At 63.4% G+C, this 22443-nt stretch carries 20 protein-coding genes; 13 read left to right on the forward strand and 7 right to left on the reverse strand.

All coding sequences use genetic code 11. The features are described 5' to 3' along the window. Positions 1–72: 72 nt before the first annotated feature. The gene (locus tag JC607_RS16575) at positions 73–669 is read right to left on the reverse strand and encodes a PRC-barrel domain-containing protein (RefSeq protein WP_198838006.1); all 597 of its coding nucleotides are present in this window, start codon (positions 667–669) and stop codon (positions 73–75) included. A 219-nt stretch (positions 670–888) separates the two neighbouring features. Next, positions 889–4218, reverse strand: coding sequence for a carbamoyl-phosphate synthase large subunit (carB, locus tag JC607_RS16580; RefSeq protein ID WP_198838007.1), 3330 nt, complete (start codon positions 4216–4218; stop codon positions 889–891). Positions 4219–4467: 249 nt separating this feature from the next. On the opposite strand from carB, the gene JC607_RS16585 reads away from it, so the two are divergent. The 5 genes from JC607_RS16585 to JC607_RS16605 all read left to right on the forward strand — a co-directional run bounded on the left by JC607_RS16585 (position 4468) and on the right by JC607_RS16605 (position 11071). Next, on the forward strand, positions 4468–5625 hold the full coding sequence (locus JC607_RS16585) for an aminodeoxychorismate synthase component I (RefSeq protein WP_198838008.1): 1158 nt from the start codon (positions 4468–4470) through the stop codon (positions 5623–5625). Further along, positions 5583–6200, forward strand: a complete 618-nt coding sequence (locus tag JC607_RS16590) for an aminotransferase class IV (protein WP_198838009.1) — start codon at positions 5583–5585, stop codon at positions 6198–6200. Before JC607_RS16585 ends, JC607_RS16590 begins: the two co-directional genes overlap by 43 nt. Positions 6201–6822: 622 nt before the next feature. Continuing rightward, on the forward strand, positions 6823–7179 hold the full coding sequence (locus tag JC607_RS16595; RefSeq protein ID WP_198838010.1) for a roadblock/LC7 domain-containing protein: 357 nt from the start codon (positions 6823–6825) through the stop codon (positions 7177–7179). A 380-nt stretch (positions 7180–7559) separates the two neighbouring features. After that, complete coding sequence (locus tag JC607_RS16600) at positions 7560–9695, forward strand: dynamin family protein (RefSeq protein ID WP_198838011.1); 2136 nt, start codon at positions 7560–7562, stop codon at positions 9693–9695. After that, positions 9692–11071 carry a dynamin family protein gene (locus JC607_RS16605; protein ID WP_198838012.1) on the forward strand — a complete coding sequence of 460 codons (1380 nt, stop codon included), beginning with the start codon at positions 9692–9694 and terminating at the stop codon, positions 11069–11071. Before JC607_RS16600 ends, JC607_RS16605 begins: the two co-directional genes overlap by 4 nt. A 23-nt stretch (positions 11072–11094) precedes the next feature. Here JC607_RS16605 and recQ read toward each other — a convergent pair whose 3' ends face one another. Together recQ and JC607_RS16615 are read right to left on the reverse strand one after the other, a co-directional pair. Next, positions 11095–13158, reverse strand: coding sequence for a DNA helicase RecQ (gene recQ, locus JC607_RS16610; protein ID WP_198838013.1), 2064 nt, complete (start codon positions 13156–13158; stop codon positions 11095–11097). Further along, entirely contained in the window at positions 13158–13445 is a 288-nt protein-coding gene (locus JC607_RS16615; protein WP_092895560.1) for a YggT family protein, read from the reverse strand. Before JC607_RS16615 ends, recQ begins: the two co-directional genes overlap by 1 nt. 302 nt (positions 13446–13747) lie before the next feature. On the opposite strand from JC607_RS16615, the gene JC607_RS26095 reads away from it, so the two are divergent. The 7 genes from JC607_RS26095 to JC607_RS16645 all read left to right on the forward strand — a co-directional run bounded on the left by JC607_RS26095 (position 13748) and on the right by JC607_RS16645 (position 18772). Further along, on the forward strand, positions 13748–14041 hold the full coding sequence (locus JC607_RS26095; protein WP_370584841.1) for a hypothetical protein: 294 nt from the start codon (positions 13748–13750) through the stop codon (positions 14039–14041). Between the two features lie 50 nt (positions 14042–14091). Beyond that, complete coding sequence (locus tag JC607_RS26100; RefSeq protein ID WP_370584842.1) at positions 14092–14283, forward strand: hypothetical protein; 192 nt, start codon at positions 14092–14094, stop codon at positions 14281–14283. 57 nt (positions 14284–14340) lie between these two features. Next, entirely contained in the window at positions 14341–15819 is a 1479-nt protein-coding gene (locus JC607_RS16625; protein ID WP_198838014.1) for an MFS transporter, read from the forward strand. Further along, the gene (mepA, locus tag JC607_RS16630; RefSeq protein WP_370584843.1) at positions 15816–16736 is read left to right on the forward strand and encodes a penicillin-insensitive murein endopeptidase; all 921 of its coding nucleotides are present in this window, start codon (positions 15816–15818) and stop codon (positions 16734–16736) included. The genes JC607_RS16625 and mepA overlap by 4 nt, the downstream gene beginning before the upstream one ends. A gap of 267 nt (positions 16737–17003) precedes the next feature. After that, complete coding sequence (locus tag JC607_RS16635; protein WP_198838015.1) at positions 17004–17624, forward strand: queuosine precursor transporter; 621 nt, start codon at positions 17004–17006, stop codon at positions 17622–17624. Between the two features lie 256 nt (positions 17625–17880). After that, a complete protein-coding gene (arfB, locus tag JC607_RS16640; RefSeq protein WP_198838016.1) occupies positions 17881–18303 on the forward strand; it encodes an alternative ribosome rescue aminoacyl-tRNA hydrolase ArfB in 423 nt (140 codons plus the stop codon). Continuing rightward, on the forward strand, positions 18296–18772 hold the full coding sequence (locus JC607_RS16645) for a GNAT family N-acetyltransferase (protein WP_233092963.1): 477 nt from the start codon (positions 18296–18298) through the stop codon (positions 18770–18772). Before arfB ends, JC607_RS16645 begins: the two co-directional genes overlap by 8 nt. Positions 18773–18927: 155 nt before the next feature. Here JC607_RS16645 and JC607_RS16650 read toward each other — a convergent pair whose 3' ends face one another. The 3 genes from JC607_RS16650 to pncA all read right to left on the reverse strand — a co-directional run bounded on the left by JC607_RS16650 (position 18928) and on the right by pncA (position 21277). Further along, entirely contained in the window at positions 18928–19236 is a 309-nt protein-coding gene (locus JC607_RS16650) for a DUF2834 domain-containing protein (RefSeq protein WP_370584844.1), read from the reverse strand. Between the two features lie 43 nt (positions 19237–19279). Beyond that, positions 19280–20572, reverse strand: a complete 1293-nt coding sequence (pncB, locus tag JC607_RS16655) for a nicotinate phosphoribosyltransferase (RefSeq protein WP_198838017.1) — start codon at positions 20570–20572, stop codon at positions 19280–19282. A gap of 90 nt (positions 20573–20662) precedes the next feature. Then, positions 20663–21277, reverse strand: coding sequence for a bifunctional nicotinamidase/pyrazinamidase (gene pncA / locus JC607_RS16660; RefSeq protein WP_198838018.1), 615 nt, complete (start codon positions 21275–21277; stop codon positions 20663–20665). A gap of 96 nt (positions 21278–21373) precedes the next feature. Here pncA and JC607_RS16665 point away from each other — a divergent pair, with 96 nt between their 5' ends. Then, positions 21374–22291, forward strand: coding sequence for a rhodanese-related sulfurtransferase (locus JC607_RS16665; RefSeq protein ID WP_198838019.1), 918 nt, complete (start codon positions 21374–21376; stop codon positions 22289–22291). Positions 22292–22443 lie beyond the last annotated feature (152 nt).

The following is a 22443-nucleotide window of genomic DNA, read 5'->3' on the forward strand; positions in this document are numbered from 1 at the left end:
TGGAAATGATCCTGGTCATACACCCGCCAGGCCCTGAGCCCGCCCGACGGGTGATCGGGATGAGACTTGCGCTTACTGCGCAGGCTCCCAGGCAGGCAGCGCTTTCAGCGCCTCGGCGCCAAGCGTGGTCGCCGCGATCACCGTGCCGCTCTCATTGCGGTAAAGGGTGACCTGGTCATGGCCCAGATTGACGCGATGCGTGCCGATCCCAAGGAAGCCGCCGACATCGGCGACGACGCCCTGAACCGGTCCTTCGGTGCTGAGCACAAGGTCGGCGACCGACCCCATATTCGAGCCATCCGCCGCATAGAGCGTGGCGCCCATAAGCTGATCGGCGGTCACAGCGGTCCAGTCGCTGACCACACTATAGCCTTCGGGCACGGTGAAAGTGTCAGTGGCAGGCATTTCGGCGGGGGCCACCGGGGTCTCGGTCGCATCGGGCAAAGGCGGCACATCTGCGGTTGCCGGGTCAGGCGCTGCCGGCGTGGCCTCGGGTTGCCCTTCAATCATCGGATCTGCAGGGGCGCCGGTCTCATCGACAGTGCCGGCTTCCGGCATCGTCTGCGCCGGATCAGATGTGGCCTCCTGCGCCAGGGCGGCGGTGCCAAGCATCAGCGAAGCGGCAAGCGCGATAACCGGCGGGGCGGCGAAGGGGGGGATCCGTTTCATGGTTCACTCCTTTGGTTCGTTAGCCTCACGTCCAGTGGACGCAGGGATAACGGGCCGAATGCGGAATGGGTCCATGCGCCCCGAAAGCATGGCGAAGCCTCGCCGGAATCGTCATGAAAACATGGGGGGAAACCGCCAGTTCACGCGATTGTTGGGAATTCTGACGAAAAAGCCGCCCCGAAGGGCGGCTTTTGCCGGATGAGTGCTGCTCGGGGCGGATCAGCCCTGCAGCGTCCTGACCCCATAGCCTTCGCCGCGCGCTTTCATCGCGGCGACAGCGGCCACCGAGGCCGCGGCCGTGGTGAAATACGGGATGCGGTCCATCAGCGCCACGCGGCGGATGTCACGGCTGTCGGCGACGGACTGGGTGCCCTCGGTCGTGTTCATCACCAGCGCGATGTCTTCATTTTTCAGCCGGTCGACGATATTCGGGCGGCCCTCATAGACTTTATTGACCGATTCCGCCTCGATCCCTTCGGCTTTCAGCCAGGAGGCCGTGCCGCGCGTGGCGACGATAGAAAAGCCCATCGAGATCAGATCGCGCGCCGCCGAGGCCAGCGCCTCAGACTTGTCGGCATCCTTGACCGAGAGGAACACGCGCCCCGTCTCGGGCAACACCATGCCCGCGCCCATCTGCGCCTTGAGGAAGGCCAGCGCGAAGCTGCGGTCCCAGCCCATAACCTCGCCGGTCGAACGCATTTCCGGCCCGAGAAGCGGGTCCACACCGGGGAAGCGGGCGAAGGGCAGCACTGCCTCTTTCACCGAATACCAGGGCGTGATCGGATCGGCGAGCGTCATCGCATCCGCGAGCGGCAGCGGGCTGTCCGGGCCGACGCCTGCATCATAGGGCGCGCGCTGCGGGAAGGCCGAGAGCTTCTCGCCCGCCATCAGCCGCGCCGCGATCGAGGCAATCGCCGAATCGGTGGCCTTGGCCACAAAAGGCACCGTACGCGAGGCGCGCGGGTTGACCTCCAGCACGTAGATCACATCATCCTTGATCGCAAATTGCACGTTCATCAGGCCGACGACCTGCAATGCCAGCGCCATCTGCACGGTCTGTTTCTTCAGCTCGGCCACGGTCTCGGCTGACAGCTGGTGTGGCGGCAGGCAGCAGGCAGAATCGCCCGAATGGACACCCGCCTCTTCGATATGTTCCATGATTCCCGCGACATGGACCGATTCGCCATCCGAGAGCGCGTCGACATCCACCTCGACCGCGCCCGAGAGATAGCTGTCCAGAAGCACCGGGCTCGTGCCCGAGACCTGCACGGCGGTCGCGATATAGCGTTCCAGCTGTGCGTCATCGCGCACGATCTCCATCGCGCGACCGCCGAGCACATAGGACGGGCGGATCACCAGCGGGTAGCCGACGCGGGCGGCGATCTCGAAAGCCTCGTCGCGGCTGTGGGCGATGCCGTTGACCGGCTGTTTCAGCCCGAGTTCGTTCAGGAGCGCCTGGAAGCGTTCGCGGTCTTCGGCGAGGTCAATCGCGTCCGGCGTGGTGCCAAGGATCGGAATGCCCTCATCCTTCAGCGCCTGGGCGAGTTTCAGCGGCGTCTGGCCACCGAACTGCACGATCACGCCATGCAGCGTGCCGTTCTCCTGCTCGACCCGCAGAATCTCCAGCACATGTTCCAGCGTCAGCGGCTCGAAATACAGCCGGTCCGACGTGTCGTAATCCGTCGATACGGTTTCCGGGTTGCAGTTGACCATGATGGTCTCATAGCCGGCCTCGGTCAGCGCGAAACAGGCATGGCAGCAGCAGTAATCGAACTCGATCCCCTGGCCGATCCGGTTCGGACCACCGCCGAGGATCACCACCTTCTTCGCGTTCGAAGGTCTGCTCTCGCATTCGACATCGCCCATCGCGGGCATCTCATAGGTGGAATACATGTAAGGCGTCTGCGCCTCGAATTCGGCCGCGCAGGTGTCGATGCGCTTGAACACCGCCGTCACGCCAAGGCCACGGCGCGCGCGGCGCACCGAAGATTCCGCCTGGCCGGTCAGCCGCGCCAGACGCGCATCGGTAAAGCCCATGATCTTGAGCGCACGCAGCCCTTCCGCCGTCGACGGCAGGCCATGGGTGCGGATTTCATGTTCCTGATCGATGATTTCGCGGATCCGCGCGAGGAACCAGGGATCGAAAGAGGTGATCGCCTGGATCTCGTCATTGGTCAGACCCTCGCGCATCGCCTGCGCGATCACGCGCAGCCGGTCGGGGGTCGCGACACTCAGCGCTTTGGAAATCGCGGCGCGGTCAGGCGCGCCGGCAATCTCGATCTCATCAAAGCCGGACAGTCCGGTTTCCAGCGAGGCCAGCGCCTTTTGCAGCGATTCGTGGATGGTGCGGCCAATCGCCATCACCTCGCCCACCGATTTCATCGCAGTGGTCAAAAGCGGCTCAGCGCCGGGGAATTTCTCAAATGCGAAGCGCGGGATCTTGGTCACGACATAGTCGATGGTCGGCTCGAACGAGGCCGGGGTCACCTTGGTGATGTCATTGTCCAGCTCATCAAGCGTGTAGCCCACCGCCAGTTTCGCGGCGATTTTCGCAATCGGGAAGCCGGTCGCTTTCGAGGCCAGCGCCGAGGACCGCGACACGCGCGGGTTCATCTCGATCACCACCATACGGCCATCAGCCGGGTTGATCGCCCATTGCACGTTGGAGCCGCCGGTCTCGACCCCGATCTCGCGCAGGACGGCAATCGAGCCGTTGCGCATAATCTGGTATTCCTTATCGGTCAGCGTCAGCGCCGGGGCGACGGTGATCGAATCGCCGGTATGGACGCCCATCGGATCGATATTCTCGATGGCGCAAACGATGATGGCGTTATCCGCTTTGTCGCGGACCACCTCCATCTCGTATTCCTTCCAGCCAAGCAGCGATTCATCGACCAGAACCTGCGCCATCGGCGAGGCTTCGAGGCCGGACTTAACAATCGCTTCATAATCGTCACGGTTGTAAGCCACGCCGCCGCCGGTGCCCCCGAGCGTGAAAGCGGGGCGAATGATCGCGGGCAGACCGATATGTTCCAGATCGCCCATGGCTTTCGCGACGCCTGCCGCGATGTCGTATTTGCCGTTCGGCAGCTTCGGCGCCGCGACGATGGTCGCCTTCGGGTTCTCGATCCCCAGCCGGTCCATCGCCTCGCGGAAGAGCTTGCGGTCCTCTGCCATTTCAATGGCTTCGCGCTTGGCGCCGATCAGCTCGACATTGAACTTGTCCAGCACACCCAGATCCGCCAGCGCCAGCGCGGTGTTCAGCCCGGTCTGACCGCCCATGGTCGGCAGAATCGCATCGGGGCGCTCTTTCTCGATGATCTTCGCCACGACTTCCGGGGTGATCGGCTCGATATAGGTGGCATCCGCCAGCCCCGGATCGGTCATGATCGTCGCCGGGTTCGAGTTCACGAGGATGACCCGATAACCCTCTTCGCGCAGCGCTTTGCAGGCCTGGGCACCGGAATAGTCGAATTCGCAGGCCTGGCCGATCACGATAGGACCAGCGCCGATAATCATGATCGAGTGGATATCTGTCCGCTTCGGCATGTCGGGAACCTCAGGTTTTTGGGCTGGCTGTCGCTAAATTTTCCGGGGTTATAGAGGGGCGCGGCATGGGCGCAAGGGCAAACCGACACCCGCGCCAGAGCACGCCGGGCCGCGTCTCCCATCGCGCGCCCATCGCGTCCCCCATCGCGCTCCCTGTCACGCCACCGATCTCCGCCAGTGGTCGCAAAGGCTCCCACCCGTTATTCCGGCTGGCGCAGTCCTCCGCCAGCCCCTATTCCTGTGCCCATTATGCAAAGCAGCAGACGCCAGATTTTTTTCGAACACGGCCCCGGGGAGCGCCCGGCGCTGTTTGATGACGCGTTGTCGGTGAAAACCGCACGCAACCCTGAAGAAGTCGAGGCGGTTTTGCGCGACGCCGAAGAGGCGCGCCGGGCCGGGGCCTGGATTGCGGGTTATATCTCGTATGAGGCGGGATATGCGTTCGAGGACCGGCTTCTGGCGCTGATGCCCGGGGATCGCCGCCTGCCGCTGGTGCATCTCGCGACCTTTACCGGCCCCCGTGACCCCGCAGCTGTTCTGGCGAGGATGGAGGAAGAGGCCGGGGCGACCCGGATCGCCGCCCCCGAGCCGGTGATCTCGCGCGAAGACTACAACCGCGCGATTGCCCGGGTGCTGGATCTGATCGCGGCTGGCGATATCTACCAGGCCAATCTGACCTTCCCGATGGTCTCGCGCCTGCTTTCGGGCTCGCCCGAGGGGCTTTACGGCCGGTTGCGGCGCTCTGGCCCGGTCGGGCATGGCGCCTTTGTCGATCTGGCGGGCGAGCCGGCGCTGGTCTCGCGCAGCCCCGAACTGTTCTTCCGCCTTGAGGCCGATGGCCGGATCACCACCCGCCCGATGAAAGGCACCCGCCCCCGCGACGCCGACCTCGCACGCGACGCGGATCTTGCGCAGGAGCTGCGCTCCAGCCCCAAGGACCGGGCCGAGAATCTGATGATCGTCGACCTGCTGCGCAATGACATCAGCCGGATCTCGCAGATCGGCAGCGTGAAAGTGCCCGAGCTTTACACCGTCGAACATTACGCGACCGTGCATCAGATGGTGTCCGAGGTGCAGGGCCAGCTTGCGCAGCCTGCCAGCCTGCCCGATCTGATCCGCGCCTTGTTCCCCTGTGGTTCGGTCACCGGCGCGCCGAAGATCCGCGCGATGGAGGTCATCCGCGAGGTCGAGCCCTTCGCGCGCGATGCCTATTGTGGCGCGATCGGCTGGATGGCCCCCGATGGCAGCGCCGATTTCTCGGTCGCGATCCGCACGCTGACGGTGGATGGCGGTGAAATCAGGATGAATGTCGGAGGCGGCGTGGTCTATGGCTCGACCGAGGCCGGCGAATGGGAGGAGGCGCTATGGAAAGCGCGCTTCGTCAATGCGGCGGTGAGCCGGGACTGACGCTGATCGAGACGGTGCTCTGGACCGGGGCCACCGCGCCGCGCTGGCCGCTGCATCTGGCGCGGCTGCAGCGCAGCGCGCTGGCACTTGGCTGGGTGCTGCCGGAACCTGCGGCGCCTGCGGGGCCCGCCTCTCCCGCCCGTCTGCGGCTGACCCTTAATGCAGCGGGGCGGCTGCTCTGGGAAACCCATCCCCTCCCCGCTGCGAAACCGCATTGGAGCGTCAGCCTCGCCGGACAGCGGCTGGCTTCGGATGACCCCTGGCTTTCGGTAAAATCCTCGCGTCGCGCGATCCATGACGCGGCCCGGGCGGCATTGCCCGCCGGGATCGACGAGGCGCTCTTTCTGAACGAGCGCGGCGAGATCAGCGAGGGGACGATCACCACGGTGTTTTTCGACCGTGGCGCCGGACTGCGCACACCGCCGCTGAGCTCTGGCCTGCTGCCGGGCGTCTTGCGCAGCGAGCTGGCCTGCCCCGAGGAGATCCTGTGGCCCGAAGATCTGGGCACCGTGCGGCTCTGGGTCGGCAATGCGCTGCGTGGGCTGATTCCGGCCGAGTACCGCGCCAGGGCGTGACCGGCCCGCGCGCCCGGCCCGCGCGCCCGGCTGTCGCGGCCCGCGTGTCGCAGCCCGCGTGTCGCAGCCAGGCTGCCCCCCGTTAATGGGCCGCGCATTCCTGCGCCCTGGCCGCTGCCGGATCCTCTGCCCATCCGGCTCAATGCGGTCTATTGTTTACAGAACCGGAGCGCATATCAACTCTTGATTGATTGAATCACGGCATGGTTGATTTATATCCCGAAAAGATTCAACCAGGCGATGATTATTACTTTATTTCGCAAACAATTGCAGCCATCTTCATTGCAGAACCCGCCCTTATCTTTACAATCATCAATTGAATTACCCCCGGGAAAATTTCCGATTTTTTATATTTTCCGAGTCAGGAAAAAATCACTCAATGACGCAAATCAACCAGAAGTATACGACCTTAAACAGTCTCAACCTGAGAAGATACCATATTATTAATTAATTGATTTAATTATATATTTTTAAATTAACCACACCCCCAAAGACAACAAACGCCATTATTGCGCCAAAATCATTGCCTCATTTTCCTCAAAATGGATCCAATCAGGTCAACATTAAAACAAATGTTGAATTCAGAAATGATACATCGTGCAAACAAAGGATCTCACCCAAAATGTCGACCAACATCTCTGAACTGAAAAAAATCGCCGGCTTTATCGGCGCCTGCCTTGTTGACAGCGAAACCGGCCTGATGCTGGCAAGCGAGTCGAGCGGGATCAAATTCGACCTCGAAGCCGCTGGCGCTGCAAACACCGAAGTGGTGCGCGCAAAGAACGCTGCGATGGCCGCTCTGGGTCTTGATGATCATATCGAAGACATCCTGATCACGCTCGGCACCCAGCTGCACCTGATCCGTCCGCTGGCCTCGAACCCGGCCGTCTTCGTTTATGTTGCGCTGGATCGCAGCAATGCGAACCTGGGTCTCGCCCGCATCTCCGTGAAAAACGTCGAAGGCAAGCTGAAGGTCTGACACGGCCCTGGTCTTCGGGCATCTTCGGTCTTCGGGCGTCTTCCGGGGCGCCAGAAGGCCGGGCCGTTCCGGGGCGGCAAATGCCGGCAATCCCTGACGGGGACCGGACAGAGGGCGCTCCGGGGGTGTTCAAAGCCCAGACTTGGCCCCCAGACGGCCATAACCCAGCCACCATTAAGGATAACTGTCCGGCTGTGACGTAAAGCAATCGGACAGGGGTAACGAGTAGTGCGGTCAGAACGGCCCGAAAGGGCCAGTATCCCCCCTTTGTCCCGGCGCGCGGCCGGGGCAGCGGAATGTCAGCGGCGGCGAGGCATTTGCCCGGTGCTGGCCGTTTTTCCAGTCAGCGTGGCCGGAATCCCGGCCGGAAGGAGGCCGTCGTGAAAATCGCTCCGCAACTGCGGCAGGAGCTCGCCTTTTTGCGCGACGGGCTCGACAGGGTCGACCACCTGGTCGATCCGAAAACCAGGCCGAATTTTGCCCCCTTGCGCAACCGGCTGGAGGACTGGACCGCCCGCATCGCGGTGATCGGTCAGGTCAAGGCCGGGAAATCCACCTTCCTCAACGCCTTTTTGCATCAGCATGATTTCCTGCCCTCGGATATCAATCCCTGGACATCGGTGGTCACCAATATCCGCGTCAATATCGCCTCGGACCCGGCCTCGGGCGCGCGTTTCGAGTTCTTCGACGAAGCCGACTGGCAGGAGATCACCGACAGCGGCTCTGCCATCCGCCAGCTGACCGAAGACCTGTTGCCGGGCTTTGACAGCGACGTGCTGCGCCGCCAGAGCGAAGAGATGCGCGAACGCGCGCAGCGCCGGCTCGGGCGCCATTACCATGCGCTGCTTGGCAGCAGACATGACCATGACCACCTTTCGGCCGGTCTGCTGAAGCGCTATGTCTGCGCCGGCCCCGGCAGCGATGACGGGCTCGACCGCGAAGCGCTTGGCCGCTATGCCGCGCTGACCAAAAGCGCCAGTATTTACATGCGCTTGCCGGAATTCGAAGTGCCGGCCATCATCACCGACACCCCCGGGGTGAATGACCCGTTCCTTGTGCGTGACGAGCTGACCTGCCGCAGCCTCGACAAATCCGATGTCTTCATCATGGTGCTTTCGGCGCATCAGCCGCTGACCGATGTCGACGTCGCGCTGATCCGGATCCTGGCGCGCCAGGACGACAAGGATGTGATGATCTTCATCAATCGCATCGACGAGCTCGACGATTACAGCATCCAGGTGCCGCGCGTCATCGCCGATGTCGAATGCCGGCTGCGCGCCGCGATCCCGGAAATCGACTTTCGTATCGTTGCGGGGTCTGCCTGGCTTGCCGATCTGGCGCTGCGCGAAGACGAAGGGGCCGATCAGCTCCGCGAGGCCGCCGACAGTGACGAGCTTGCGCAGTATATCCGCGAAACCTGTGGCCGCCTGCCGCGCGACCGCAAAGACCGGCTGATGCTCGCCTCGGGGCTGAACCGGCTGAAAGACACGCTCTCGGCCACGCTTGACAGCGGTGTGGGCAGCCAGCAGCTCAACCAGTTGCGCGGTGATATCCGGGCCGAGCTGAATGCGGCCCAGTTCATCGACAACCGCGAACGCGACGCTTTGCGGGTGCAGATGGAAAGCCTGCGCAGCGATATCGCCAGAACTGCGGCCCGTGATGTGAGTTCCGAAATCTCAGGCATCCGCGATCTGCGCAACCGGCTCGAGGGCCTCGTCGACGCCGCAGATGCGCAGATCGAACAGGTGGTGTCGAAATCCTGGACCGGGCTTGAGGCGCGGCTCATGGATGCGATCGGCGATTTTGTCGACCGCCAGAAGAGCGCCTTCGAGGACCGGCTTTTCGGCGATGCTCAGCCAGGCGATGCCAGTACAACGCTCGATTTCGACCTGCTGCCGCTTCAGTCGGCGCTCGAGGCCGAAACGCGCCAATGCTATATCGGCTCGCGCAGCGGCACGGATGCGGCGCTGCAAAGCTGTATCCAGGCCTGCCGCCAGGCGATTGGTTCGAAATTCCAGGACAGGACATCCGCGGATCCGACCGCCGAGATAACGCTTGAGGGTCTGCCCTGCTACAGTTTCACCTCGACCCTGACCTTCGCGAAACGCAACCTGCGCGTCGGCATGATCGTTGACCGCAGCTGGGCCTTCTGGCGCAAACCTTCGCTGAATGTCGACAAATCGCTGGGCGCTTTGCGTATGCTGACCACCGAAGAGCTGCGGCCTTCGGTCGAGAAAATTCTCGCGGCCTATAATGAGGCGCAGCTGGAGCGCGCCAGTGCAGGCATGTCGCGGATCCGTGTGATGCTCAGGATGTTCGACGCGATCCTGTCGGAAAACGCGATCCGGCTGCAACAGGACAAGACAGATATGGAACGCATTGCACTGAACCCCGAAGCCCGGAAGGCCGTCTTGCAGCGCCTGCAAACAAAAATGGAGGCGCTGGAGCACCGCCTGACCGCGCTTGCCGCGCTGGAAACCGGGCTGAAGCGTCCGGAACTTGGGGCTGCCGCATGAAAATGACAGATCTGACCGCCCTTTTGCAGGAAAAACGCGCGACCGCCGGCACTGGCTCGCCCTTGCGCGTGGTGATCTGCGGTGAAGTCAGCGCCGGAAAATCCACCGTGATGAATGCGCTGATACGCGACCAGTTGCTGCCGGACAATATCGGGCAGAGCGCGCGTCCGGTGCTGGTCGCCGGCTGGCGTGAGATCCCCGGGATCGAGGCCTCCAGGCGGGATGGACGCGAGATGCGCGCCGCCCTCCCCGGCACAACTGAGCTGTTTCATGAGGCCGAATTTGTCCGTCTCTGGCTCGATCAGCCGCATCTGTCTGGGATCGAGCTGATCGAATTGCCGATGACCAAAGCCGAAGAGCTGACCGGGGATCAGATCGACCTCGTGCAATCGGCCGATGTGATGATCTGGGTCACCATCGGCTCGCAGGCCTGGCGGCTGACGGAAAAGGCGATCGTCGAAGCCCTGGGCGAGACCCGGCCCGACCGTTCCATCCTGATCGTGTCGCGTGGCGACAAGCTGCGCTCGGATAAGGATCGCGGCCGGCTGATGGAGCGGATGGAGCGCGAGACCGCTGCCCTTTTCGGGCATCGCTTCTTCCTCTTTGGCGACCGTCGCAAAATCGCGGCATCTGCCGGGTCCGAAGCGGAATGGCAGGAAACCGGCGGCGCGCCCCTTGCGGCGCTGCTGCGTGGCTTCGCCGACCAGCCGGGCCGCACCGTCTATGACCGGGAGCCACGCGAGAGACCGGTGGAAACCCGGGCCGCCCCCGGTTTTGAGGCCAGGTTCGCGGCGGAAGCCGAAGAAGACCCGCCACTCGTCACGGAAGTGGCGAAAGTGGAAGAAACGATCCTTTCCGACGCTGGGTCTGATACAGAGGTCTCGGCCCCTGAAAACCCGGCTCCCGACATGGTTGCCGAAAGCACGTCCGAGGCCGTCGCAGAGGTGGAACACATCCCCGTCGCGGCAGCCGGGGCTGACGTCGGGGTCGAGGCCCATGTTGAGGTTCCGCCAGACCCCGAACCGGTTGCACCCGTTGCCAAAAAAGCCTCGCCGGCCCAGCCCGGGCTCTTGCAGGCGGGCCTGCTGCATGAAGATGGCGCGGGCCATACCCTGCTTGCAGGCGATGCGGAAACCCTGGCACAGCTTGCTGATTTCTGCCGCGTGATGCTGACGCAGCTGCAAGATGAGCGGCTGACGGCAGAGGGGGGTCCGGTCAGCTTTTTCAGCCTCTCGACCGCAAAACGGCGGCTGCTGATCCAGGTGCAGAACGGCGCCGGCGCGGTCTTTATGCTCGCCGATGCGACGGTGATGAACCAGGGCATGGCGCAGATGGCGATCAGCCAGCTTGGAGGCGACAGGCGGGTGACCGGCTGAGCCGCGCCACCGGTCGGGAAGCCTCAGCGCGAACCGGCAATCCGATGCAGGATGTCAAGAAAGGCCGGGCCGAAACGCTCGGCCTTTTGCGGCCCCATGCCCTGAACCCGCTCCAGCTCGGTCAGGCTTGACGGGCGGCGTTCGGCAATCTGGCGCAGGGTGGTTGCATTGCAGGAAAGATGTTTGCCGATCCCGTCCTCGCCCCGCGCGAGCCGCAGCTGCGCCTCGGCCAGAAGGTCATAGACCGCGCCCGCCGCCTGCCCCGCCAGCGCCATCCGCGCCGGATGCGGCGCCTGCATCCCCGACGCGATCACCTGCAGGAAAGCCAGCCCGTAGCTTTCCAGCTTTTTCGCGCCAACCCCGGAAATCTGCGCCATCTGATCCAGGGTTTCGGGCCGTTTCTCGGCCATCTCGATCAGGGTGCGGTCGGCGAAAATCACATAGGCCGGCACGCCCGCCGCCTCGGCCAGCGCCCGGCGTTTGGCTTTCAGCGCCGAAAGGATCGGCGCATCTTCCTCGGCCACCAGCGCCTTGACCACCGATTTCGGGGCACGGATGTCGGGGCGGCGGAGCTGGATTTCGACATCGCCGCGCAGCACAGGGCGGGCGGCCTCGGTCATTCTCAGCGCGCCGTGGCGTTCAAAATCCGGCCTGAGCAGATCGCGCCCCATCATCTGCAGGAAAACTGACCCCCAGGCGGCTTTCGAAAGCTCGCGCCCGACCCCGAAGGTCGGCAGATCCTGATGGCTGCGGGCGCGCACCTTTTCGGTCGAGGTGCCGGTGAGAATGTCAATCAGATGGCCGGCGCCATAGCTTTCGCCGGTCCTGAGCACGGCGGAAAGCGCCTTGCGCACGGGTTCTGTGCCATCAAACACCGCCGGCGGCGTGGTGCAGAGATCGCAATTGCCGCAAGCCCCGCTTGCCTCACCGAAATAGGCCAGCAGCACCTGACGGCGGCAGGCCAGCGCCTCGGCCAGACCCAGAAGCGCGTTCAGCCGGCCATGATCGGCGGCCTTACGTTCGGGCGGCGCTGCCCCCTCGTCAATCTGGGTGCGGCGGTAGCGGATGTCATCGGCGCCATAAAGCGTCAGCGCCTCGGCGGGCGCGCCATCACGCCCGGCGCGCCCGATCTCCTGGTAATAGGATTCGATGGATTTCGGCAGATCGGCATGGGCGACCCAGCGGATATCGGGCTTGTCGATCCCCATCCCGAAGGCCACCGTCGCCACCACGATCAGCCCGTCATCGCGCTGGAACCGGGTCTCGACATGGCGGCGCTCGCCCGCCTCCATCCCGCCATGGTAATGCAGCGCGGAATGTCCCGCCTCGCGGAGCGCCTGGGACAGTGTCTCGGTCTTGGCACGGGTGCCGCAATAGACGATGCCGGACTGACCGCGCCGCGCCGCCGCATAGCGCAGGATCTGTTCGCGCGGGGTGTCTTTGGCGGCAAAGGACAGATGGATATTCGGACGGTCAAAGCCGCGCAGAAACGTCTCGGGCTGCGCGCCGTCAAACAGGCGCTGCACGATTTCGGCCCGGGTTTCCTCATCCGCGGTGGCGGTGAAGGCGGCAAGCGGCACATTCAGCGCGCGCCTGAGTTCCCCGATGCGCAGGTAATCCGGGCGGAAGTCATGGCCCCACTGGCTGACGCAATGCGCCTCATCGACCGCGATCAGCGTCACATTGATCCGGCGGAGCAGCGCCGAAGTCGCCCCCGCCGCCAGGCGTTCCGGCGCCATGTAAAGAAGCTTCAGCCGCCCCTCATCCAGCGCCTGAAAGACCTCTTCGGTTTCCTCATCGGTATTGCCGGAGGTCAGCGCGCCCGCCTCGACCCCCGCCTCGCGCAGGCCCCGGACCTGGTCGCGCATCAGGGCGATCAGCGGCGAGATCACCACCGTCACACCGTCGCGGCACAGAGCAGGCAGCTGGAAACACAGCGATTTCCCGCCACCCGTCGGCATGATCGCCAGCGTGTTCAGCCCGGCCGTCACCGCCTCTACAATCTCGGCCTGGCCGGGGCGGAAGCCCTGAAAGCCGAATATCTCCGCCAGCAGCGCGGCGGGAGAGAGAGGGACGCTGTCGCGCATCACATGAAGGCGTATTGGTTGTTGAGAAGGATCATCCGAAGCCCGATGATCACGAGCAGAACCACCAGCGGCGCGAAATCAATTCCCTGCATCGATGGCAGAATACTGCGGACTCGGTTGTAAACCGGCTCGAGCAGGCGGTTCAGGCTGTACCAGATCTGGGCCACCAGCGGCTGGCGGATATTCAGCACCTGGAAATTGATCAGCCAGCTGAGAATGACATGGGCGAGCACCACAAATTGCGCCACACCGAGGAGAAGCATCAGGATATCGAAAACGGACTTCATCTTTTCCTCATCATGCGAGCTTTGGAACAGGTAGCGCGAGCCGGGTCTCAGGGCAAGCCAAAGCAGGCTGACGCCAGTCTGTCAGACGCCCGATCTGCCAGGAGCCTGATCGGCAGGGCCCCTGTTTCTGCCACGCCCCAATTCTGCCTGGCCAGCAGTGAAGCCCCGGTTAACGGATGCAGCCGGTTCGCTTCTGCGAAGGTGAGGTCATCCTTGGCCTCAGGATCGGATTTCCCCGGGGCACCGTCACGCGCTGTTCAGAACTCGGGTGCCATTGAAAAGGGCGCCATACGGAGAACACGATGTATCCCTGGCGTCGCATGGCCCTCGTGATCGCCAAAGCGCGGCGGCAGCCGGCTCTTGCGGCCTTTGACACCCCTATCTCCTTCCATCTCTGCCTGCCCTGGGATATCGCCCCCTGGCTTGAGCTGAACAATGGCCGCAGGCTGGCGCTTTACGATCTGGGCCGCCTGCCTTTGCGAGAGCGGAGCGGACTCCACCGGATCGCGAAGGGCAAAGGCTGGGGCATGTCGGTGGCGGGCGCCTCGGTCCGCTATCGCCGCCGGGTGCGGGCGCTTCAGCGGGTCGGGATTTGATCACGGCTGATCCGCCGGGACGCGCGCATTGCATATATGGAACAAAGCATGTGGCGGGGGATGAATGCACCTCGCATGTGCTGATCCGCCTGGCGATCACGCGCGGCGCGCGCGGCATCGTGGCGCCGTCTGAAATGGCCGAAGCGCTTGGCCTCGCGCCGGAAAGCCCAGCCCTGCCCGTCTGGGTCACCGCCTGGTCAGGGGCCGATGCCACCCGTCCCTGGCCGCCCATGCAGGCCTGAGCGCTTGCACCCGGGGTCATTTCGCGATTCACTGACCCTCGAAACAGAGGGCGTGTCATGGTCAGTGCAAAGAAACGGATCTGGGGCTGGTATTTCTTTGACTGGGCCAGCCAGCCCTATAGCACGCTCTTGCTGACCTTCATCTTCGGCCCCTATTTTGCCGAGGTCGCACGCGGCTATTACATGGGCACCGGTCTCGACGAAGAGGCCGCCAAAGCCGCCGCCCAGAGCTTCTGGGGCTGGGGCATCGCCGCAACCTCGATCATCATCGCGCTTCTGGCGCCTATCCTTGGCGCCATTGCAGATTCCACCGGGCGGCGGCTGATCTGGGTCTGGATCTTTTCATCCTTCTACGTGATCGGTGCCTGGGCGCTGTGGTGGGTCGCACCTGGCGGAGAAATCGGCATCCTGTGGTGGGCTGTCGTGTTCTTCGGCATGGGCTTTATCGGGATGGAATTCGCCACCATCTTCACCAATGCGCTGATGCCGTCCTTGTCGGATCACGAGGATCTCGGCGCGATTTCGGGCTATGGCTTTGCCTTTGGCTATCTGGGCGGGCTGATCGCACTGGTCCTGATGCTGGGCCTGTTCATCGCCGCACCGCAGGACGAAGGCGGCGAATATGCCGGCGCAATCGGCGAAGCCGGCCAGCCGCTGGTCGAAGATGACAGCCTTGCCGGGCCGGAACTCAGCGCGATCGAAACGGCCGAGGCCGGGCCGCGCACTTATCTTGGCATCCGGCCGATCCTCGGCGAAGACAGCGAGACGATGATCGGCACCCGCATCGTTGGCCCCTTCACCGCCATCTGGTTCATGATCTTCATGATCCCCTTCTTTCTTTGGGTCAAAGAACCGAAAACCGTCAGCCGACCGCTGCAACTGGGCCGCGCGCTGAATGAGCTGAAGGATCTGCTTGCCTCGCTGCGGTTCCGCCGCAGCCTGAGCGCCTATCTCGGCTCTTCGCTTCTGTACCGCGACGCGCTGAACGCGCTTTACGCCTTTGGCGGGGTCTATGCCTCGGGCGTTCTGGGCTGGAGCGTCGGGCAGATCGGCATTTTCGGCATCGTCGGCGCGGTGGCAGCCGTGGCCTGTTCCTGGGCGGGCGGCCGCGCCGACCGGGCGTTCGGGCCCAAGCCGGTGATCGCAGTGGCGGTTCTGGTGCTGACGCTGGTCTGCCTCGTGCTGCTGGGCCTGACCCGCGACCAGATCTGGGGCATCGCGCTGGATTCTGCATCCAATGAATCCGACCGCATCTTCATGGTCTGCGGCGCGCTGATCGGCGGCGCGGGCGGCGTGGTCCAGGCGGCATCGCGCACCATGATGCTGCGCCACACCACCCCCGACCGCGCCACCGAAGCCTTCGGCCTCTTCGCGCTTTCCGGCAAGGTCGCGAGCTTCATCGCCCCCTCGGCCATCGCACTGGTCAGCATGATCTCGGGCTCGCAACGTATCGGGATCGGCCTGCCGCTGATCGCGCTTTTCCTGCTCGGGCTGGTGCTGCTGGCCTTCGTCAATGCCAAAGGTGAACAGCCATGATGAAACTGCGTGCTCTCCCCCTGCTCGCGGCACTTTGTGCAGGTCTGATCGCGCCACTGCCGGCGGCCGCGCAACAGCTGGCAAAGGACCTGCTCGGCGCCTGGAAGACACCCTCGAAACAGGATCCGATGCCGATCGGATCCTATGCGAAAGGCTGCGCGGCGGGGCTGCTGAAAATGCCGGAAAATGGCCCGCACTGGCAGTCGATGCGGCTGTCCAGAAACCGCAACTGGGGCCAGCCGGTAATGGTCGAATTCCTGATGGACCTGTCCTATGCCGCAAGCCAGATCGGCTGGGGCAAAGGTCTCTATATCGGCGATATCAGCCAGCCGAGGGGCGGCCCGATGATCACAGGACATGCCAGCCATCAGATCGGGCTGGATGCCGATATCTGGTGGCTCGCGCCGAAACGGCTCGACCTCTCGGTCGCGGAACGCGAGAGCCTCTCATCGATCCCGATGCGTTCGGCCGATCAGAAATCGGTCACCCGCGCCTGGGGGCCGGCAGCGCAGAACCTGCTGAAGGTCGCGGCCTCGGATCCGCGGGTTGACCGGATTTTCGTCGCCGCCGCGATCAAACTGGAAATCTGCAGGACCGCGCAGAAGTCCGACACCGCCTGGCTGCAAAAGCTGCGCCCGGTGGCAGGCCATGACACCCATTTCCACGTGCGGCTGAAATGCCCGGCGGGCGCCACCGCCTGCGAGACACAGACGCCCACTGTGGCCGACCTCTCCACAGGCGGCAATGGCTGTGACGAGACGCTGGACTGGTGGGTGACCGACTACCTGAACCCGCCGAAAAAGCAGCCGGGCAAGAAGGACCCGGACGAAGAAGATCCGCCGAAGAAAAAACACCCGCGCCAGTTCACCATGGCCGACCTGCCGCGCCAGTGCCAGGGCGTGCTGGACGCGAACTGAAGCAACAGACGTTCCCGGAGCCGCTGGCGGCCCCGGGAAAGCCTCCGGCGGGGATATTTAGAGACAGAAAATGATAAATCCTTTATATATTTTCTGTCTCTAAATATCCCGGGGGGCTCCGAAGGAGGCGGGGGGCAGCGCCCCCCGATGCCCGTGTAGCGGGCATTGACGCGATTGACGGCTCGCCGGGACAGGCGTATGGAGCGCCGTCCCTCGCGCAGGTGGGGGCCAAGTCTCCGCTACCTTGTCAAAACGGAAAACAAATCCATGATCCGCCTTCTGCCCGGCATTCTTGCCATGGCCGCCATCGTGCTGGCCTCGAACATCCTCGTGCAGTTTCCCTTCGGGGATTTCCTGACCTGGGGCGCCTTTACCTACCCCTTCGCCTTCCTTGTCGGAGATCTGGTCAACCGCTTCCAGGGGCCGCGCGCCGCGCGGATCGTGGTGCTGGCGGGCTTTCTCACCGGCCTCATCTGTTCCCTGATCGGCACACAGATCATGGGCGAATTCGGTCCGCTCGTTACCCTGCGCATCGCCATCGGCTCTGGCCTCGCCTACCTCGTCGCGCAGATGGTCGATGTCTCGATCTTTACCGCGCTCCGCAACCAGTCCTGGTGGAAAGCACCTCTGATCTCGTCGCTGATCTCGTCCAGCATCGACACGGTGATCTTTTTCTCCATCGCCTTCGCCGCCTTCTTCACCTTCCTCGATCCCGGTGTCGATGTCTCCTGGGCCGCAGCGCCCGGCCCGCTTCTGGGCTTTGGATCGGCCGTGCCGTTCTGGGTCTCTCTCGCGATTGGCGACTGGTGCGTTAAAATTGCGCTTGCCCTGGTCGCACTGGTGCCTTTCCGCATCATAATCGGCAAGGTGACCGCTAGATTTGCGTAAATTTACTTGATCGATACCAAATCTGTGCCAGCATCACCCTATCGGAAACTTTTCGAAAGGAGGTGATCCAGTGTCTAGAGTGATATTGGAGAGAGGTGTCAAGACAGTCAGGAGGGGTGTTTTCTGAGGGCAGCCCCTTAGCAAGACGAACGACTGATTGGGCCTTCAATTCCTAACTGGCCCATCTCCTTGGAACTCGGAAAGGGTCGCCGGTCAGGCGGCCCTTTCTCTGCTTTGCACCCCATCTCCCAACCCCATGTTACACGTCACCGATACCATCGCCATCGCCGACTGGGAGCTCTCGGAGAGCTTCATGCGGGCCTCCGGTCCCGGCGGGCAGAATGTCAACAAGGTCTCGACCGCAGTGGAGCTGCGATTCGAGGCCGAACGCTCGCCGCATCTGACAGGCCCGGTCAAAACCAGGCTCAAACGCCTCGCCGGGCGGAAATGGACGCTGGAGGGCGCGCTGGTCATTCAGGTTGATGAGACCCGCAGCCAGGCCCGCAACCGCGAGATCGCCCGCGAGCGGCTGATTGAACTGATCCGCCAGGCGCTGGTCGTCCCGAAGCGCCGCATCGCGACCAAAGCCACCTGGGGAAGCCAGCAGCGCAGGCTCGCGTCAAAATCCGCGCGCGGTGAGGTCAAGTCGATGCGGGGCAAGGTGGGCGACGATGACTGACAGCCACACTGATACCCCCAAGGCGACGATGATCCGTCCGGCCGAGGCCTGCGACGAAGCCGCCATTCTCGCCTGTGCCGAACAGGCCTATTCCCGATATATCCCGGTGATCGGACGCAAGCCGGCGCCGATGCTGGCGGATTACCGGGGGCAGATCGCCGCCGGTCAGGTCTGGATCGCAGAAGATGGCAGCGATCTCGCGGGCTTCATCGTCTTTGCCCCGCAAGGGGATGTGATGCTGCTGGAAAATGTCGCGGTGCTGCCTGCGGCCGCCGGGCGCGGCATCGGCAAGGCGCTGATCGGCTGTTGCGAGGCAGAGGCGCGGCGCCTGGGGCTCCGGGCCATTTCTCTCTATACAAATGAGAAAATGGTCGAGAATATCGCGATTTACCCGAAGCTTGGCTATGTCGAGACGCGACGGGGCGAAGAAGACGGCTTCCGCAGGGTCTGGTTCGAAAAGCCGCTCTGACCGTGCAACGACCATGCAGGATCTGTTTAGAGAGCCAGCCTCTCCGGGCAGCAAAGTCTGCCGTGTTTCCGGTGCGGCTTATCAAAGGCCTCCCGGTTGCGGCGGGCTCTGCTGCACGGGAGCAGATTTCCCGCCATCGCCGCGCGCGTCTCGCGTCATGCCCGCTCACGCAGCCAGAGGTAAAGCGGCAGCGACAGTGACAGACCGACGAAGAAGCTCGCGGGCAGCACCAGCCACCAGTGCCGGATCCTGTTGCACGCAGCATCCCGCCAGGACCAGACCCAGAAGACGAGGATCGACAAAAGCACGTCGATGGAAAAGCCCGCTGCGGCGCCATTCGCGAAAAGCGATTGCAGGAAGAGCGGGATATCGAGACCGTTCAGCGCAAAGAATGAGCCGAAGAACAGCCAGGGCACCAGCGTGCCGATGACCGCCATCGCCAGATAGAAATGTCTGACCGTCACAGAAATACTCCCGCTCCGCCCCTGCTCCCGGCGATGCGCCAGATCAGACCAGCACCTCTTGCGCCTGCTGATCGCCAACCGCAAAAACGCGCTTGTAGCGCTCGATTTCCGCCGCCGGCCCCATTGCCTTGTTCGGGTTATCGGACAGCTTCACCGTCGGGCGGCCATTGGCCGAGATCGCCTTGCAGACAAGGCTGAACGGCGCCAGCGCGTCATTCGGCACAAAGCCGCGGAAGTCATTGGTCAGATTGGTGCCCCAGCCGAAGGAGACCTTCACCCGGCCCTGGAATTGCATATGCAGCTTTTCGATCATCGCCACATCCAGCCCGTCTGAGAAGATCACCAGCTTTTCGCGCGGATCTTCGCCGCGCTCTTTCCACCATTGGATCGCACGCTCTGCCGCCGCCGCGGGATCGCCGCTGTCAATCCGGATGCCGGTCCAGCCCGCCAGCCAGTCAGGCGCGCGTTTCAGGAAACCCTCGGTCCCGAATGTGTCGGGCAGGATCATCCTGAGATTGCCGTCATGTTCGTCATGCCAGTCGGCCAGCACCTGATACGGCGCCTGGGCGAGTTCGGCATCATCCTTCGCCAGCGCCGCATAGACCATCGGCAGCTCATGCGCGTTGGTGCCGATCGCCTCGATATCGCGCTTCATCGCGATCAGGCAATTCGAGGTGCCGGTAAACGCCTCTCCCAGCCCCTCCTGCAGCGCCTGGACGCACCAGTCCTGCCAGAGATAGCTGTGCCGGCGTCGTGTGCCGAAATCGGCCATTTTCAGCCCCGGGATCTGGCGCAGCCGTTCGACCTTTTCCCAAAGCCGGGTCATGGCGCGGGCATAAAGCACCTGAAGCTCGAATTTGTGCATATCCTTCAGCACAGCCCGCGAGCGCAGTTCCATGATCACCGCCAGCGCCGGAATCTCCCAGAGCATGACCTCGGGCCATTTGCCCTCAAAGGTCAGCTCATACTGGCCGTCGCGCTTTTCCAGGTAATAGGGCGGCAGTTTCAGCCCCTCGAACCATTCCATGAAATCGGGGCGGAACATCTGGCGCTTGCCGTAAAAGGTATTGCCCCTGAGCCAGGTGCTTTCCCCGCGCCTGAGGCTGAGCGAACGCACATGATCCAGCTGCTCGCGCAGCTCCCCCTCGTCGATCAGATCGGCAAGGCGCACCGACTTCGTGCGGTTGATCAGCGAGAAGGTGACATTTGTGTCGGGCCGATTGCGAAAAATCGACTGACACATCAACAGCTTGTAAAAATCTGTGTCCAGCAAAGACCGGACAATCGGGTCGATCTTCCAGTTGTGATTGTGCACGCGCGTTGCGATATCGACCATGTCTCAGCCTCCATGCCCTGGCGTCTTCCGGGCGGTGAAGCGGTTAAAGCAACCCCTCGCGTCACTGTCCAGCATTCCTGTCAGGAAATATCAGCGCGGATTGACCATCACGACGCCCGCATCGGCCATTTGCGCCCGCGCCTCTTCCAGCGAGCCATCCAGATCAATCGCGCGGCTGAGATCCTCGCGCAATTCGACCCGGAACCCGAGCCGCACCGCATCCAGCGCCGAATAGGCCACGCAGTAATCGGTGGCGAGGCCCGCCAGAACCAGAGTCGTGATCCCGCGCGCGCGGAGCCAGGCCTCCAGTCCGGTCGCGGTTTCCCGGTCATTCTCGAAAAAGGCCGAATAGCTGTCGATCCCGGCGCGAAACCCCTTCCTGAGGATCAGCTGCGCCGGGCCGGTCTCGAGGTCAGGGTGAAACGCCGCCCCCTCTGACCCGATCACACAATGGCGCGGCCAGAGCACCTGCGGCCCGTAAGGCATCTCCGTCACCGTAAACGGCGCAGCACCGGGGTGACTGTCGGCGAAAGAGCTGTGATCCGCCGGGTGCCAGTCCTGGGTCAGCACCACGCAGCCAAACTCCGGCATCAGCGCATTGATCCCGGCGATGATCTGATCACCGCCCTCAACCGCCAATGCGCCGCCGGGGCAGAAGTCATTCTGAACATCAATGACGATCAATGCGGCATCGGTTTCGCGCATCTCAGGCCCTCCGGATTTTGGCCAGCCTCACGCGGGCAGGCGCCTGCGTCAACCAATCCGCTTGATTTCACGCCCCCGGAGGTCCATTTCGCGCCTATGATCACCATCGCAGCCCTCTATCACTTCACCAGATTCCCCGACCCTGCCGCCCTGCGCGAGGCCCTGCTGGATCTTTGCGCGCGCGAAGGCGTGAAAGGATCGCTTTTGCTTGCGACCGAAGGTGTCAATGGCACCATCGCCGGCCCGCGTGCGGGCATCGATGCCGTGCTGGCGCATCTGCGCGCCCTGCCCGGCTGCGCGGCTCTCGACTGGAAAGAAGCGCAGTCAGACGAGATGCCCTTCGGCCGCATGAAGGTGAAACTGAAGCGCGAAATCGTCACCATGGGCGTCGAAGGCGTAGATCCCCGCGCCTCGGTCGGGCATTACCTCTCGCCCGCCGAATGGAACGAGATGATCACCGCTCCCGACGTCGCCGTGATCGACACCCGCAATGATTACGAGGTGGGCATCGGCAGTTTCCAGGGCGCCATCGACCCCGGCACAAAAAGCTTCCGTGACTTCCCCGCCTGGTGGGAGGCGAACCGTGAGCGTTTTCACAATAAACGCATCGCGATGTTCTGCACCGGCGGCATCCGCTGCGAGAAATCCACCAATTACCTGATGTCCCAGGGCGTCGAAGACGTGTTCCACCTCAAGGGCGGTATCCTGAAATATCTCGAAGAGATACCCGAGGAAACCTCGCTCTGGCAGGGCGAATGCTATGTCTTTGATGGCCGCGTCTCGGTCGGCCACGGCCTTGTCCCCGGCGCTTACCACAGCTGCGGTGCCTGCCGCCGCCCGGTCTCAACCGGAGACCGGAACCACCCCGCCTATGAACCGGGCGTCTGCTGCCCCGCCTGTGTCACCGAATATTCAGACGCCGACCGCGAACGCTTCCGCGAGCGCGAAAAGCAGATGCGCCTCTCAGAACAGCGCGGCACCCGCCACCTCGGCGGCAACCCGTCCGAAAACTGAAAAAGGGGCGCAACCCGCCCCTTCCTCTTGACTGAAATACTCCCGCCGGAGGCCTCCGCCCCTGTGAAGGGGCGGACAGCTCTGCCAGTCAGTCCTCAATAGACCACAACCGCCCGGATCGACTTGCCCTCATGCATCAGGTCAAAGCCGTG

Source organism: Paracoccus sp. IB05, from assembly GCF_016405985.1.
Classification (GTDB): Bacteria; Pseudomonadota; Alphaproteobacteria; order Rhodobacterales; family Rhodobacteraceae; genus Pseudogemmobacter.

Bases quoted from the DNA above. Each gene is read 5' to 3' on its own strand.
- JC607_RS16575 (WP_198838006.1), bottom strand. From the start codon at position 669: ATGAAACGGATCCCCCCCTTCGCCGCCCCGCCGGTTATCGCGCTTGCC.
- carB (WP_198838007.1), bottom strand. From the start codon at position 4,218: ATGCCGAAGCGGACAGATATCCACTCGATCATGATTATCGGCGCTGGT.
- JC607_RS16585 (WP_198838008.1), top strand. From the start codon at position 4,468: ATGCAAAGCAGCAGACGCCAGATTTTTTTCGAACACGGCCCCGGGGAG.
- JC607_RS16590 (WP_198838009.1), top strand. From the start codon at position 5,583: ATGGAAAGCGCGCTTCGTCAATGCGGCGGTGAGCCGGGACTGACGCTG.
- JC607_RS16595 (WP_198838010.1), top strand. From the start codon at position 6,823: ATGTCGACCAACATCTCTGAACTGAAAAAAATCGCCGGCTTTATCGGC.
- JC607_RS16605 (WP_198838012.1), top strand. From the start codon at position 9,692: ATGAAAATGACAGATCTGACCGCCCTTTTGCAGGAAAAACGCGCGACC.
- recQ (WP_198838013.1), bottom strand. From the start codon at position 13,158: ATGCGCGACAGCGTCCCTCTCTCTCCCGCCGCGCTGCTGGCGGAGATA.
- JC607_RS16615 (WP_092895560.1), bottom strand. From the start codon at position 13,445: ATGAAGTCCGTTTTCGATATCCTGATGCTTCTCCTCGGTGTGGCGCAA.
- JC607_RS26095 (WP_370584841.1), top strand. From the start codon at position 13,748: ATGTATCCCTGGCGTCGCATGGCCCTCGTGATCGCCAAAGCGCGGCGG.
- JC607_RS16625 (WP_198838014.1), top strand. From the start codon at position 14,341: ATGGTCAGTGCAAAGAAACGGATCTGGGGCTGGTATTTCTTTGACTGG.
- mepA (WP_370584843.1), top strand. From the start codon at position 15,816: ATGATGAAACTGCGTGCTCTCCCCCTGCTCGCGGCACTTTGTGCAGGT.
- JC607_RS16635 (WP_198838015.1), top strand. From the start codon at position 17,004: ATGATCCGCCTTCTGCCCGGCATTCTTGCCATGGCCGCCATCGTGCTG.
- arfB (WP_198838016.1), top strand. From the start codon at position 17,881: ATGTTACACGTCACCGATACCATCGCCATCGCCGACTGGGAGCTCTCG.
- JC607_RS16645 (WP_233092963.1), top strand. From the start codon at position 18,296: ATGACTGACAGCCACACTGATACCCCCAAGGCGACGATGATCCGTCCG.
- pncB (WP_198838017.1), bottom strand. From the start codon at position 20,572: ATGGTCGATATCGCAACGCGCGTGCACAATCACAACTGGAAGATCGAC.
- pncA (WP_198838018.1), bottom strand. From the start codon at position 21,277: ATGCGCGAAACCGATGCCGCATTGATCGTCATTGATGTTCAGAATGAC.
- JC607_RS16665 (WP_198838019.1), top strand. From the start codon at position 21,374: ATGATCACCATCGCAGCCCTCTATCACTTCACCAGATTCCCCGACCCT.